8 protein-coding genes, 1 tRNA gene and 1 CRISPR repeat array are annotated in these 15595 nt (G+C 41.7%); of the genes, 4 read left to right on the top strand and 5 right to left on the bottom strand.

Annotation, left to right across the window (positions count from 1 at the left end):
- Positions 1-6: 6 nt before the first annotated feature.
- The 3 genes from HQ29_RS02535 to HQ29_RS02525 are packed head-to-tail and all read right to left on the bottom strand — an operon-like array spanning position 7 to position 9304.
- The gene (locus HQ29_RS02535; protein ID WP_036867362.1) at positions 7-7758 is read right to left on the bottom strand and encodes an ADP-ribosyltransferase-containing protein; all 7752 of its coding nucleotides are present in this window, start codon (positions 7756-7758) and stop codon (positions 7-9) included.
- A complete protein-coding gene (locus HQ29_RS02530; RefSeq protein WP_036867360.1) occupies positions 7746-8792 on the bottom strand; it encodes a hypothetical protein in 1047 nt (348 codons plus the stop codon). Before HQ29_RS02530 ends, HQ29_RS02535 begins: the two co-directional genes overlap by 13 nt.
- Positions 8789-9304: a hypothetical protein gene (locus HQ29_RS02525; protein WP_052079496.1), complete on the bottom strand. Its 516-nt coding sequence runs from the start codon at positions 9302-9304 to the stop codon at positions 8789-8791. The genes HQ29_RS02530 and HQ29_RS02525 overlap by 4 nt, the downstream gene beginning before the upstream one ends.
- Before the next feature lie 101 nt (positions 9305-9405).
- Between HQ29_RS02525 and HQ29_RS02520 the strand changes: the two genes are divergently transcribed.
- The 4 genes from HQ29_RS02520 to HQ29_RS02505 are packed head-to-tail and all read left to right on the top strand — an operon-like array spanning position 9406 to position 11230.
- Entirely contained in the window at positions 9406-9708 is a 303-nt protein-coding gene (locus tag HQ29_RS02520) for a hypothetical protein (protein ID WP_036867358.1), read from the top strand.
- Between the two features lie 6 nt (positions 9709-9714).
- Complete coding sequence (locus HQ29_RS02515) at positions 9715-10182, top strand: hypothetical protein (protein WP_036867356.1); 468 nt, start codon at positions 9715-9717, stop codon at positions 10180-10182.
- 11 nt (positions 10183-10193) lie between these two features.
- The gene (locus HQ29_RS02510; protein WP_036864660.1) at positions 10194-10679 is read left to right on the top strand and encodes a hypothetical protein; all 486 of its coding nucleotides are present in this window, start codon (positions 10194-10196) and stop codon (positions 10677-10679) included.
- Between the two features lie 5 nt (positions 10680-10684).
- Positions 10685-11230 carry a hypothetical protein gene (locus HQ29_RS02505; protein WP_052089718.1) on the top strand — a complete coding sequence of 182 codons (546 nt, stop codon included), beginning with the start codon at positions 10685-10687 and terminating at the stop codon, positions 11228-11230.
- 212 nt (positions 11231-11442) lie between these two features.
- Here HQ29_RS02505 and HQ29_RS02500 read toward each other — a convergent pair whose 3' ends face one another.
- Both HQ29_RS02500 and HQ29_RS02495 read right to left on the bottom strand, forming a co-directional pair.
- Entirely contained in the window at positions 11443-11742 is a 300-nt protein-coding gene (locus HQ29_RS02500) for a helix-turn-helix domain-containing protein (RefSeq protein WP_036867354.1), read from the bottom strand.
- 549 nt (positions 11743-12291) lie between these two features.
- Positions 12292-15090: a CRISPR direct-repeat array (repeat unit 30 nt; unit sequence GTTTTAATTCCACTAAGGTACGATTGATAG).
- A 419-nt stretch (positions 15091-15509) separates the two neighbouring features.
- Positions 15510-15583: transfer RNA gene (locus tag HQ29_RS02495), tRNA-Ala, on the bottom strand.
- Between the last annotated feature and the right edge of the window lie 12 nt (positions 15584-15595).

Raw genomic sequence — 15595 nt, 5'->3', positions numbered from 1 at the left:
AATAACTTACTGATACATCCCACTTATATGCTCATACTGCTGACGACTGATCAGACCGCTATGATATGCTTTCTTCAGAGTCTCGCCTGTCGCAGACCTAATCTTATCCCATAATCCTTGTATTTCCGACTCTCGTCCCTTCTCGTACTCCGAAACAAGTTCTTTGGATAACGACTCAAAATTCACAGGGTCGCCGGTTAAGGCCGACAATCCTGAGTGGTCCATAGCTCTATATCTCCTATACCTTGGGAGGTATCTATGCCTCAAGTCTTCAAGATCTCTTCTGAACTCTGCCGTAGAAATCTCTCTGTCTTCAAGCTTCTTCTTTAGAGCCTCCTTCTCATTCAAGAAGCTCTCTTTTGTTTTTCTTGCCAACTCCGAATCTACATCTTTACCCTTGAACAATGCCTCTACAGCTTTCTTTTCTGCCATATATTCATTGCGCTCAAGACCATGCTTTGCGATGAGGTAGTTACAAAGATCATTATATCCGCTTTTGCTCTTATCGGAAACATCGGCAACGCTTTTCATGAGAGGTTTGAAATAGTTAAGCATATAATCCTCCATATCAAAAGTATTAACGCTGCTCAACCTGTTAAGACCGAGATAGGCGTTTTCGTGAGCCTCGATTGGCTTGCCATGCTCTTTCTCAAGAGCCTCCTGAAACTTCAACAGACCCCTTGAATGATCCACATATCCCTCCATCATCTTATATCCGAAACCTTTTACTTTCTCTTCGTAATACTCTCTCGCCACTCCGGTTACAGGTTTCTCTTCGTCTCGGTAATTATTTTCCGGTATTCTACCTTTTTCTCTGAAAGCACCTATGCCGAGTTTGTTTTTCATAGAGACATTATCTGCCTCCGCAAGCAAGCTCTTATCGGTCATCTTCTTATAACTCCTCCACAGGATATACCTGAGATCGTCGTCCGTCAAAGAGAATCCAAGTTTAACACTCGCCTTGTCTAAAAGTTTCATGAACAGATTTTTCACCTTCCTCCAAAAAGAATGCTCCTCATTATCGGAGAAACCTCTTTCTGCGAGTTCTGCCATATACTCTTCTGTTGCCACGCGGAAGTCCCATCCTTTTTCCTTTGCTTTCTCGTTGATGCGCTCTCTTGATTTGACAGAGACTTGACTATAAACCCTATCAAGGAAAGCATCAAAATCATCACCGAACAACTCTCTCAAACCTTTATGACCAACCACCTCATGAAAAACAGTAGCCCTTGCATCTGCCTCGCTTGTGGCGTTTTCAAGCAGTAGTACGACTTCCCCTGAAGACAAATCATACCATCCTTTTGAGCCTCGCATGCGAGCTTCTATTCCTTTGTTTCTATTCTCGATCTCTCTTACATCTTTGACGATTCGTATATTTTCTCCGAGCTTTTCGGCAAGATCTTTTACCGCTTGTTCGATTCGCTCAGTGCCGTTACCGATGCCCTTATTCGCACCATCTGCATCTCTAAGCCTAACATCCTTATCTCCTGTGCTTGGGTTTTCAAATTCTTTTATTACCTTTGTGGCAGAGATAAGCTCTTGGTTATTATGTTTAGCATCCGCAATTGGAGCGGAAGCGCTGGCAATATAATCAAGAGCTTTCTTCTTGTTTATATACAAAGCTCTGTCGTTTGTGAGCCAAGAAAGAACATTATTATTCTCCTTGCCATATATGGATGAAACTATGTTAAAATCAACATCGGCACCTCCCTTACCTATAGACAAGCTTATGAGAATACTATTATTCCCAATGGTCAATTCCGTTAGGATCGCAAAACTGTTCTCCTGACTTCCTTTGAAAATAAAAATCGGATCAGACATAGCTTGAGGAAGGTCCCTTAAATCGATTGCTTTATAGCCGTGCTTCTTAGCTTTCTTTATCACCTTACCACCATATAGACGGATTGGCATGTCCTTTATTCCAACGCTCTTCAGTACTGCATTGGGAGTTCCAAGCGATAAGATTACTCTACCGGCGTTCTCTTCCGTCAAATTGAATAAATCATCATTAAATCGCTCATTGATCTGTTTAAGGTTGCCGCCTTGCGAATAGTCAGATTTTTGCACACCCATCTTTTCGTAGCTCCCTCCCTTTTGCCTTTTCCAGACATCAAGCAGTTTGCCAACCTTTGCCACGACACCATCATATATCCTTGCGACCTCTTCACCCTCGAAGAATACGCAATAGCTGTCATCACCGGCTCCTGGGATCATAGCAGGATACTCATACTCATTTGAAGATTTGCAGCACACATACCCTTTCTTCAGGGTAAAATCTTCAGGAGAGAACTCATATTCCCACCCTTCTTCCAAATATCCGCCATTCTCTTTATACATCGCCTCCAACTTGTCGTACGCCTCCGGGTTAGCATATATGTGTCTAAGTCCGGGTTCGTAGGCGAAGTGTACAGAGGCGAAGTCTTCAGGAATATTATCAGATAATTGACCTCTCGCGAAGATATCTTCCTCAGACTCTCTTAGCGGCGTATCGCTTTCTCTGAATAGTATGCTTGGATTTTCAGAATAGAATGTACCGACATTCTCTGAGGCAGACTTGATTTGGTTAGGTTCAAAAGCAACAACCATAGAGGACTTCCCATCATAAATGATCACACCATCATTGTTTTCAGACTCTTCTATAATTAAAGATTGGTAACTATCCCAAAAACCTATTACATCATAATCTTTGAATATGTTTTTGCCAAGTCCGTTTTTCCTGCACCAATTATCATCGATTATTAGTGGAGTCTTCAGCTCCACATAGGCATCAACAACTTCTCCCTTTTTAGAAGAATCAAACTCTGATGTCGCATAATCTTCCGCGATTTTCTTGCTACTGATAAAGAAGAACCCTTTATCATCAAAGCTATAACGACTGCCTATAAAATCTTTGCTGAACTCTGTCAGACTTTTCGATAATGTTCCATGATACACCACCATTGGCTCTCCATTTTCGTCGACAACCTTTGAGGTGTTGGTTTGCAAAAGAGAAACAAGTTTTGTATCTTTGACCTTAGAAAGATCAGTGATAGTAGACTTCGTGTCGGGCGTTGTGCCAAAATCGCTGTTGTAGGCTCCTTGTCTTGCTATCAGGTCAAGGAGCTTTCCTTTTTCAATACTTGACAACTTGTGATCATAGTAAGTTTCACCGCTCTTGGTGTTAACTACAACCGCACGAACGGTGTAATCAACGCTTCCGATCTGTATCCCTACAATATAATAGTCGAATGATTGAGCATTGACCTTTCTATCCGTGTTGTCTGCGCTGTCAATATAGATGGCATTCTCAATGATACCTGGAATTGCCGCTATGCTCTGGAGGTGTTCGGTGTCCTTGTAATCATGCTGCAAGACCTCATTGAGACCACCTCGCTTGCGACCTCGCTGTAAGCTTATCTTCTTGCCTGTGTCCCGGTTGACATAGACGCCCTGCAAGCTTTTGCCGTACTCAAACGCGTTCTTCTTGTATTGCTTGAGATCTTTGCTCGCCTCTATTTCCGTGCCTGATATTGACACAGGACTGCTCTTGCGCAACTTCTCAACCCTCGCAACCTTTTCCCAATCTCCAAACCAATCTTTGAAAGCTTTGGTACGAACTTGCACCCACTGATTTTCATTGAGATTTGTAGGATTGCCATTGGGAGCAAGCATAAATATCCCCTCGTCCTTTGCTTTAGATATTATGCTCCACTCCTCGTCGGAATAAACATTCGTCTGACCCTCTCTAAACAGGATGCTGCCAGCCTTTTTCTTTTCAAACCAATCTGCAAACTCCAAAGCAGCATCTACCGTTCTAAAGCCCAATGAGCCTGTATCTCCTCGTTCTATTGCCTTGTCGGGGGCTTTGGTTCCACTATTATACTCATCTGAAAGGTCTGCCCATTTCTGCCATCCCTCATTTGTCTTTTCATCTATTTCGTCAGAATAGTCATAGACGGCAATCTGAATAGCCGGGTCTGTTATATTGTCTGATACCGCCGTTAATACAGCCAATTTTGACGGCATCCCATCAACCAATAAAGGAGCGTACAACTCTTCAGAATCGTATGCTGCCTCGTCTATCTTCGTCCGTCCGCTCGTGTCCGTCTGTTTTCTGAACTCTTCCAACTCGTTTAGATAGTCCGGATTTTTCTCCTCCCTGTTCATAGAAGAGTACTCCGCAAACGGCTTGGTCTTTCTTTTGGATGACTTTATCCACTTCTTAAAATTCTCTTTAGAAACTTCTGTTATATTGCCAAGACCTTTCCATCCGGGTGAATAGTTGGATAAGTATGCTGCCTTGGCTTCCTCTATACCGGAGAAGCCATACATTACCTTGTGTTCATCAAAAGAGCCGTCTTCTTTTATTTGGTCTACAACAAAGACAGACCCCTCCTCCGGCGAGTCGGACAAGAATATGTCTATATGGTCTCCATCTTTGCCCTTGGTTCCAAGTATATATCCATAGTCATTTCGCATGGTTACGCTCCATGCCACTCCATCTTTGTCTTTTCCGCTTCTCTCACTATTCTTAGGGTTCTCTATTGTAATAGAAAATCCATCCACCTTGACATGTCCCTTCTTATAGTTGCCGGCTTCTTTCTGCGCCTCGGAGGGATTGGTATCTATGCTCTCCCTCATCTCTTCTATAAAAGAAGAAACAGGAACTTCATCCTCTAATTCATTATCGCCTTGCTGTTTGTCTTCCGAGGCATCTATATTTTCTGCAACACTAACAGATGTCTCATCCTCTTGAATATCTTTAGGATTAAGAAGTTCCTCTGCTTGTTTGAGCATTCGGAGTCTCTCCTTCAAGGCTTTCTTTTCTCTCTCTATCTCAATCCTCCTTTTCCCTTTCGATTGTTCAGGAGAAGAAATATGATCTATCTGCGCTTGAATCCTATCCACCTCATCATTGATAATCTCGGACTGCAGAGATACGTCGTCCGGAAATTCAGACACAAGAGCATCTGCGTACATCTGCGCATCACCAATGGAGTCATAATCTATATTTCCATTTTTATCAACAGGAGGCTTTATCTTATTTTGTTCTTCTGAGTCAGATTCATTTTCGATCTTATCAGGGATATAAACATCATTGGCAGAATCTTTTACATCAGTCGTTCCGATGTCTTTTGATGGGTGCTGAATGACCGACTCTTGCCCATCTTTCTCTACTCTTACAAGTATATTGCCATCCGCATCTTCTCCACGAACGACTTCCCCCTCAATTCCATCACCGAGCCGTACAACATTCCCCGGCTCGTATTGCATCCGGGATTCATTGCCCTCGTCTTTTGCTCTTCCGAATAGGTCGTTTCTCTTCTTCAGATCAACAAGCGCCTGCACATCCTCTCGTTTGGCAACCTCTTGATTGTGTCCATCAGAAACAACAACAGATCCATCCGGATTGCTTTGAAGAATTTGCACAGAACTTGTACTGCCATCCGGTCCATCTATCTCATACACATCTCCGGGATTGAAAGGCAGATCTCCATCTATCTCTCCCGCAAGCCTTTGCATTTCATTCTGTCGAACAGTTGTTTCAAGCTTTGAAAGGAGATCTTCAATGGGCGTAGATTGTACGCCTGAAAGCTGATCTATAGAGACCATCTCAAGCGCTCCTGTTGATGAATCTTTAACAACAACGCTTCCGCTGCTGCTTTCTTTATCTACATCTCCGCTGCCGTCTTCGAGTAGATGAATGTCCCCACCAACGATATAGTACTCAGTCTCATCTCTTCCGTGTATTTTTGCGGAATATACGTTACCATCTTTATTGGCATTAGACTGAATCGTCTCTCTGTCTTGAGCAATCTTCAGGTCTACACTCTCTATGACTTTATCAATCATACCTTCGTATGCGGATCGAGCATTGATATAGTCGGATACTGCCTGTATGGTCTTCTCGTCTGCTCCCGATTCACTCAATGATTGCAATTGCTCTGCAGGCGTATTGCCATATTTCAACAGCTCCTCATCCGGATCTCCTCCCCAAATAGACTCTACTCCTTCTCTGCTCTTATCATAGAGCATCTTTGCTTGATTTTTCTGAGTAGGATCTTCTATGCTATACCCCTCTTCTCTGCTCTTCTCTGCAATATTATTTACCTGATCGGAAAATCCTTTGCTGAATTGCTCAAAGGGTATGGAGGCATAGTCTGCAATATCGCCATGTGATAGAGAAGATTGGTTGCCATCAGCATCCTGAACAATCAAATTATTATCCTTGTCAACCCCTAAGACTTCCGATATCTTCCCATCCTTAGACTCCACCACATGCACCTCTCCCTGTGCTTGTCGTCTCTTTTTGTTGACATAGTTGGATGCTATCCTATTAGGCCCCCCAATAACGCCACCCATGAAAAGACCTGCTTTTGCTCCTTCAAATCCATTGCGTAGCGCCTCGTTGAGTGTGGGATAGTCTTCCGGGTTTTGGTATATCACAGGAACAAATGTTCCAAGGCTTTCCGCAGTAAATTCACTCAAACCTTCTACACTTGAATCTTTGGCGAGTTGAAGCAATGTCTTCTTCCCTAAAGCATCCGCTCCAAGCTCTCTGCCTGCCTTTGCTGCAAGCTTAGACATCTCTTGCCGTGCCGCAGGATTATCCGCAACAACCTTACCGACGGCATTTCCTATGCTGTTTTTGACTCCGGGCTTCTTTAACCATCCAAAGAAATAATCAAGAGGGATCTTCTCCGTTGCATACTCAATGGCTCCGGATGTGATACCGGACTTCCAAATATCTCCATCGCTTATTTTCTTTCCTTCCTGCTCGCTATATTGTCTGGCTTCCGCCATTGCTTGTCCTGCTGCAGAGGCAGTCATACCGCCCATTCCTATCTGCGCAAGTGGTCTTGCGAGAGGTCTCGTGGCAGGATGTAATGAACTTGCAACAGCTGCTATATTTGGCACCATCTGAGGAAGGAGATTGCCAAACCAAGCAGCGCCCTCTACCGGTCTCTGCTCTGAAAGCTCTTTGCCCGCTTCTGATATAATCTTATCCCCCCATGTTTTGTCTTCAGACCACTTGGATAGCAGTTCGACAGCTTTCTTCTTGTCCCCTCCGGACTCTTCTATTGCCTTCCTCAGAGCTTTAATGGCGCCCTTATTATCTTCCTTGTTATATTGGTATCTCTGTGGCTCCGGGTTGCTGATGCGCCACAAAGCCTCAGATATAAAGCCTCTATCTTTTTTAGACAGATCCTCCCATTTTTTATGCGCATTGCTGTACAGATGGTCTCTATACTTTAATTTGGCACCCAAAGATTTTTCGTAGCTGTCTATGTCTATTCCAATAGCATCAAAATCATTCAACACCTTGATAGCCTCAGAGGCATCACGGCTTGATCCGGTAAATAGATTCGCAGTTTCTCCAGCAAGAGCTTTCCCACCTTGTATAAGAGCTCTTCCTCCTTGCATAAATCCTTCGTCAAATCGCCTTATGGGAGCATTGCCGCCTGAAGATCGGCGCTCTTCTTTTTCTTCTGAGACTGGAACGGCCCCTCTTCGTTGAGAGAAAAGCTCTTCCTCTTCAAACCACCGATTAGACACCCTCCGACCAAAAGACGGACGCGATATTATACTATCAGAAAAGGCATCGAAGTCTTTCAGACTACCGTCTATGCTTTTAAGGTAGTCGAAGACTTTCCTTCGGCTACCCTCATCTTGCATTCTCTTCTTGAACTCATCTTCAGATCCTATGCCATCGAAATTCTTCGACAGCGTTTGATATATTCTCTTCAGTTCTTTATCTTGCGCTTTCACCATTTCCATGTTGCTTTAGGTTTTGTTTTCCCGGCAAGAGTGTACACAAACTCTCTCGCCCTCTCATTTCCATTGTTTGCTTCATTTATAATGTGTACAAGCTTTTCGTCGTCTGTAAGTTTTTTTCGAGATACGGTGGTCGTCTTGCCCTGATATGGATTCTCTCGTGTAGACCTGACCTCTCTTTCATCGCTGAGACCTAAGTCTGCAAAACCTTTCCCGATTGTCGCAGAATTGATCCTACCTGCCTCAATATCAACAATCTCTCCGTCTATCGGGATAGATATCGTCTTACCCTTTTTGTGTTTCTCCGCACTTGCCAGGCTATTAGCGGCAGACGCCCTGCTGCTTGACGCTGCCGCCCTGTTTCTGTCTATCTGACTCTGCGATAGATCTTTCTGATAAGCAGCCTCCACTTCCTTTCTGCCAGCGTCCGATTTGGCTGCGTTTATCTTGTAATAATCAAGGGCAGCCCTGTTTATTTGGTTTTCTCTGTCCCTTTTCATTCTCTCGTCTTGCTCTTGTGCATCTCGTTTTTCTCTTTGTGTAGCAAGATTGTAGCGTCTATCCTGATCTGCTCTCTGATCGTCGAAGTGGCGAGCTCTCAAAGAATAGTTGATATAGGCATCTCTATTTCTATCCCTTTCAGCTTTCAATTTATCATATCTCTGTTGTAGAGCTCCGGAGAGGCTATTACGAGGATCGTATGTACTATATGCTCCTTTAGATGCAAAGAAGAGATTAGATAGAGCAGATATGCCATCGCCTATTGAAGCAAGCAGCATATTCCTGCCCTCTCTTTTTGCAATCTCTTCTTCCTTCTTTTCGTGGTTTTGATTTAATATATCTATAGCATCCTGGTAGGACATCTTTGTGCTTGGAGCTTTCACAACAACATCTGATTCCACCTTTGGCAAAACTGCCGGAGCAGTAGATATGGGTTGAAGTGTCGGGGCTGAGATCGCAGTTCTTTGCTTGGGTTCAGTGCCGGAATCCTGCCGGACCGATGTTCTTCTTTTGCTTATTGCGTCTATCGTTCTCATTGCTTTCCTCCTTTCGACAAGAGCGGATTGGCAGCAAAAGAAGCACCGGCGCTCATGACACCTCTCACAGCATCAGCAACACCTTGCGCTCTCTGGAGTTTCATCTGAGCGACCTGAGCATTGAACGCCTCATCTCTATTTAAGAAGGCTCTTTCAAGCGCATCTTTTCTATAATCGTTTTGCGCCACAATGTCAGAAACGACATCTGTCATAGCCTTGTTGGCGGTCTCCTTCTCAAGCGCTATTGCTTCATTCGTTGCGCCCGTTACAGCCTGAGCCCCTGCCGACCTGTTAGATCTGTTGCGGATAGCGTCAGAAGCCATGTTGATCATTCTGAGAGCAGATGCTCTCTGAGTTGCATCCTCATTGTACCTTCTATCGAACAGATCTTTATTCGCTTGCTTTCTGCTTTCAAGATCTTGTTGCGCTTTTCTCATCTCATTTGCCTGAAGGACGCCACCGAGGACACTTCCAAGAACGGACATTCCGGCTCCAATTGCGATTGGTAACATATACTTATATGAATTTAATATCTGTAATCTAAGAGCGAAAGTACGATACGATATTTGTAGAAGTGTTGCAGATATTAAACTCGTAAGTATTTAATCGAGAGATGGATAATAGCAAAGAGACGAAACAAAAAGGCGTCAGAAGAGGAGGGAGACAAAAAGGATCTGAAAATGTTATCACAAGAGAGGTTCGTCTTATGATAAAGGACTTTGTTGATAATAACATGAAAACATTTATACAGAGAATGAACGCTCTCGATGAAGTGAATTATTGCAGAACGTTTGTCGCAATTCTTCCGTACTGTGCTCCTCGACTGCAAAGCGTACAGTTTGAGGATCAAACTGTCAAGGTTAAAACAATAGAGGACAAACTCGTTGAACTATCGAAAGCAGACAACAACGAATAACGAATAATGAAAGAGATAAGCATAACAATAAAAAAGAGGTCTGTCTATGAAGAGGTCTCGAAGACGACATCTTATATAGCGAAGAACGACGAAAGCACATACGAAAAAGTATCTACATCTGATGCAGACAGGCTGATGCTTGAGACATTCTGGGTCAGCACTTGCGATGAGATAACGCAAGTGGTTAAAGAGTACATTAAAGCAGTTAGCACTCAAAAGGCAACATCGAAAGTGGATCTTTCAAGCAACTACACACTCACGCTCTCTATGCCGTCGAACTTCGACACAAACCTAAGAAGCAGCATAGAGACATCTATATATTCTTACTTTATCAACTCTATATCAAGCAGATGGCTCACAATGACAAAAGAAGAGAATGTTGCTTCTTCTTACGTACAACAAGCACTTGGGCAACTCAAAGAAATTAAGGCTCTCATATATTACAGAGCAAAGCCAAAACGAGTATCAATATAAAACAGAATAAAATGGCACGAAAAAATCTAACGATTACACTACACATCTCAGAGATGATCTATGACATACAGAACAAAACATTTTTGACAGGTAGATCGAAGAGAGACGATGGGAATCATGACAAAGCTGCATATATGCAGGCCAACAATGACGAAGAAGAACTAAATCAAATACTTAGAAGTATCGGAGATCACTATAACAAACTCAGATCAATACTATCTGAATACATTGAAGATAGCAGCTCAACTGCTTCAAACAACCTGATTTCTTCAAGTAGCAATATCACTCTGGCTCTCTCTATGCCTGAAAATTATAACTCCGCCTCTGCCAACACAATCGCAACAGAGGCGCATCAGTACATAGTTAACAAATCAATAGCAGATTGGTTTGACATTACAAACAGAGAAGGTTCTGCAACGTATCTCGCGAAGTCTCAAGAGAACGTATACAACCTTATCAGATCTATACATCAGAGAAAAAGACCCGTGAGGTCATAATAACAATGAGCTATCATATATACATACCCCGTGATTTAGAGATACAGGCAGGGAAGAAGAAGCTGCAATACTGCTTCGGTCGTGAGGCTCTGTTGTACGACATCTCTAATTATTGCTATGTTCAGGGGCAGGTAATTGGCGAAGAGATAGAAAACGCAAGACACATGACTATAGATGTTGCTCAAGATGGAAACATCGACAGAGTTACAAGGGTCTTGAATCTTGCTTTTGATGAAGTTGTCGAGCTACTTTACAGAATAACAAAAGATGAAGTGGACGACAAGAGCGAATATACTAATGAGTTCCATGTTCCGGAGTCTTATCATGTAACAATGAATGTCTACGATAAATTCTCCATCACAACAGCAAATCTACTGCAAACACTTATACATGAATATCTTGTATGCAGAGCTGTAGAAGATTGGATAAGCATCACCTATGCACACCTCAAGCCGGAGTGGACGATAAAGGTAGAAGACCTCAAGAAGAAGATTAAAACCGCCCTGACAGGCGCAACAGGCAAGGCAAGAATACCTAAGAGACCTTTCTGAACAGACTTCCAGATTGGGCTATTATAGAACAGGGGCGAGAGTGTTGTACTTTCGCCCCTGTTTTTATTGTTCTGATTTTTTTATAAAAAAATGACTCGCTGGCAGATCTTACGGTATGCCAAGCGAGTACTGTTATTTCCCAAAAAGCCCACTGTATTCTAAGTGTTTAATTTCGGTCTTGATTCCACTAAGGTTCGATTTATAGCAAAACATTAAAGGCTTTCTGTAAGCCTCTTAATATCCTCTATACTGTTTATTGTGTAAGTCTCATCGTTTACCCTCACGATTCCAATCACTTCGCTTTTACGCGTGTACGCAAATAAATCCCGAAACTCAACATCAAGAGCACGAGCAATATCTGTGAGAGAGGATATAGATATTCCTTTCTTGCAATTCATCACATCGCTAATATATGAGCGACTTTTTCCGAGAGCCTCCGCAAGGTCTTTTGCCTGCATTCCTCGCTCTTTCAGTATCTCTTTTATTCTGAGCTGTACAATTTCGTCTTCCATGCTGCAAATATACTACTATATAATAATGAGTACAGAACATAAGTGTATTAAATAAAGTTAAATCAATATATTTTCTGAATTTCCTATTGTGTAGTTCAGAAAATAGGTGTATGTTTGCAGTATAAAGATAAAACACAAAGTAAAACCTAAAAACAGCAATGAAAACTATTAACAGCAGCAAGATTGAAGTTCTAAGAGAGAGCTACGAACAACAAGTAAACACTCATGAGATTTCTTTCAGAGAGTATATAGAACTCGAAGCTCAATCAGGTCATAATTTCTTCAGATTTCTTTTTGATGAAGATTTTGAGCAAGATTTCGACAGTAGTTTAACAGAAGAGCAAAGAGAAGAATATGAACGCTTTTTGAACAAGATACAAGACTACAATATCTTCTATGTCGAAGTAGAAGATGAAGAGAATACATTAGTTTGTCGAGTAGAAGAGAAGCTTGAAACAATCAAAGCAAATACGCTAACAAACAACAGCGAAGATACTAAGGTACGATTGATAGTCGTATATTATGATAACGCTCTATTTTTAGTAGAGCGTTTTAATTCCACTAAGGTACGATTGATAGTGAAAGGATAACTATTCACACGAAGAGTCAGCAACCGTTTTAATTCCACTAAGGTACGATTGATAGTTTAGAAGAAATGGTAGACTCCTTCTGGATAACATGTTTTAATTCCACTAAGGTACGATTGATAGTATTTTTGAATAAATATTATCTATCGCTGCTTCGAAGTTTTAATTCCACTAAGGTACGATTGATAGGACTTTCAGCATCTGTTTTTTTATAGTTTTACCAGATGGTTTTAATTCCACTAAGGTACGATTGATAGTGGGAAGCAAGCAGCATGTGCGTACTATCGTCTCAGTTTTAATTCCACTAAGGTACGATTGATAGTCCTATAATATGGCTATTGAAGATTTCCTAGGTATGTTTTAATTCCACTAAGGTACGATTGATAGACTGCCCCAGCTTGCTCTTGCCGTTGCATTCGCTCGTTTTAATTCCACTAAGGTACGATTGATAGAATGTGCAGCACATTTGGATGTGTGCTTATCTGCACGTTTTAATTCCACTAAGGTACGATTGATAGTCGTTATCTCCCCCTTTGCCTTCAAGCCATACAGCTGTTTTAATTCCACTAAGGTACGATTGATAGAGCCGTGCCGATGGCGGAGGCGACCGACGCCCCCCAGGTTTTAATTCCACTAAGGTACGATTGATAGAATATCACAATTCGATGGTCGAATACCGAATAGTTTGTTTTAATTCCACTAAGGTACGATTGATAGATCCTCTCGGTAACGTTGGTGGCAAATCCGCATCGTGTTTTAATTCCACTAAGGTACGATTGATAGTCCCTAATCAGGCTCCAACCTTGAGGTATATTATGTTTTAATTCCACTAAGGTACGATTGATAGAAAATGTGTCTAAAACCTTTCAAAATAAAGGATGCTGTTTTAATTCCACTAAGGTACGATTGATAGGCTTTAACAGAGTCTCTATACCGTTACGCAATAGTGGTTTTAATTCCACTAAGGTACGATTGATAGGCAACGTCAGTCTCCTGCGTTATCACTCCTTGCTCGGTTTTAATTCCACTAAGGTACGATTGATAGACAATCTCGAAGAAAGAGCTAAAATCATCAAGGCTGGTTTTAATTCCACTAAGGTACGATTGATAGACAACAGACGCAGGTAGCGTACGACACTCTCGAAGGTTTTAATTCCACTAAGGTACGATTGATAGGTCGCCCTCTCCGCCTCCGAATTTGTAGTAGAGTTCTGTTTTAATTCCACTAAGGTACGATTGATAGTTAGAGGCATTACTCACTACGACAGATACTGACTCTGGTTTTAATTCCACTAAGGTACGATTGATAGGCTCGATAGCGGGTGTAGTGTCCTTGTCGCCGTGCTGGTTTTAATTCCACTAAGGTACGATTGATAGCTCTCGTACTCGCCTGTCGCCCACACCACCGAGGATGTTTTAATTCCACTAAGGTACGATTGATAGTTTCTTCTTCTCATCCTATTCCTCCCGAAAAATTCAGTTTTAATTCCACTAAGGTACGATTGATAGAGAGGACACACAAGATGAACAAGTGTGGTATATGTTGTTTTAATTCCACTAAGGTACGATTGATAGGGATGTTATGCCTGGCGATTCTATTCGCTATAATCCGTTTTAATTCCACTAAGGTACGATTGATAGAGAATGCCTGCTATTTGTGTATCGTTTAATCCGTAGTGTTTTAATTCCACTAAGGTACGATTGATAGATCTCCAAGTTGTTTATCTTGTTGTGATAATATGCTGTTTTAATTCCACTAAGGTACGATTGATAGATTATTGTGATACCTCAAAGCTCTCCAGACACTCACATGTTTTAATTCCACTAAGGTACGATTGATAGTTTAATATATCTCAAATAGATCCGTCTGAATACGTGGTTTTAATTCCACTAAGGTACGATTGATAGTCTCGTAGAGGAATTTCTTGGGAATTTCTATCATATGTTTTAATTCCACTAAGGTACGATTGATAGAACAATGATTTATCAACTAAACAGTCGCAACAAGATGTTTTAATTCCACTAAGGTACGATTGATAGAGACAAATAGTCCGTCCTGTCGTTGCTCTCGATGTGTTTTAATTCCACTAAGGTACGATTGATAGCGTGCTTCTTCTGCATGCCGTAGTCGTTGATGATTCGGTTTTAATTCCACTAAGGTACGATTGATAGAGCATCCGCTGTCCTCGTTACCGTATCTTTTGCATGTTTTAATTCCACTAAGGTACGATTGATAGAGGCTATTGAGGGGATCGGACGGGTTGAAGTCAAGTTTTAATTCCACTAAGGTACGATTGATAGGTCTCCGACGCGTACTAATCGCATCCTCGAAACAACGTTTTAATTCCACTAAGGTACGATTGATAGCTCGATGCTCAATTGATTAGTGTTTTGCACCTTAGCGTTTTAATTCCACTAAGGTACGATTGATAGCATCGCATCTCAAATAGATTGTGGTTTCCGCATGTGTTTTAATTCCACTAAGGTACGATTGATAGCCACACCGCTATATCCTTGACAAAAATCAGCAGCGTTTTAATTCCACTAAGGTACGATTGATAGGTCCATTTGTCTGATTGAAAAATAGTGTTTATATTTGGTTTTAATTCCACTAAGGTACGATTGATAGAACGGCGGTGATGTCTGAGTCTATCATACCTCTTGAGTTTTAATTCCACTAAGGTACGATTGATAGCCATCTCTGAGGCATTGCGTCGGGCTGCAGACTTCAGTTTTAATTCCACTAAGGTACGATTGATAGCCGTAAAATTACATGAAAAAAGTGATGCAAACAAAGGGATAGAGAAGAGAAAGAGGGGATAAATTTTAGGGAAAAGTTGTCGTTCTATAATAATAGAAAAAGAGTGGGAGTTCGACAACAACTCTAATAATTTGATAATCAGATTTTATGGAATTATTTCTGAGAGAATTTGGGAAATAAATGCAGGTCAAATGTAGAGACAGACGACAAAGGGAGAGTTTTATTCCAACTATCTGATTTATTTTCAGACACTTAATAAAGGGAATCAAGAATTGGGTATGTGGGCTCGTATTTGAATATCCTTTCCTAAGATAATAAAATTAAATGCTTAAACAGAAACTTAATGAGTTTAGGAGTAGAAAGAGGGTATAAAAAGAGAGTCGCAATGCCAGATAACATTACGACTCTCTTCTTTTTTGTGGAGAATGACGGATTCGAACCGTCGACCCCCTGCGTGCAAGGCAGGTGCTCTAGCCAGCTGAGCTAATCCCCCTTAAGAGTTTGT

Source organism: Porphyromonas canoris (genome assembly GCF_000765975.1).
GTDB lineage: Bacteria > Bacteroidota > Bacteroidia > Bacteroidales > Porphyromonadaceae > Porphyromonas_A > Porphyromonas_A canoris.
This window is presented reverse-complemented; position numbering and strand designations above follow the sequence as displayed.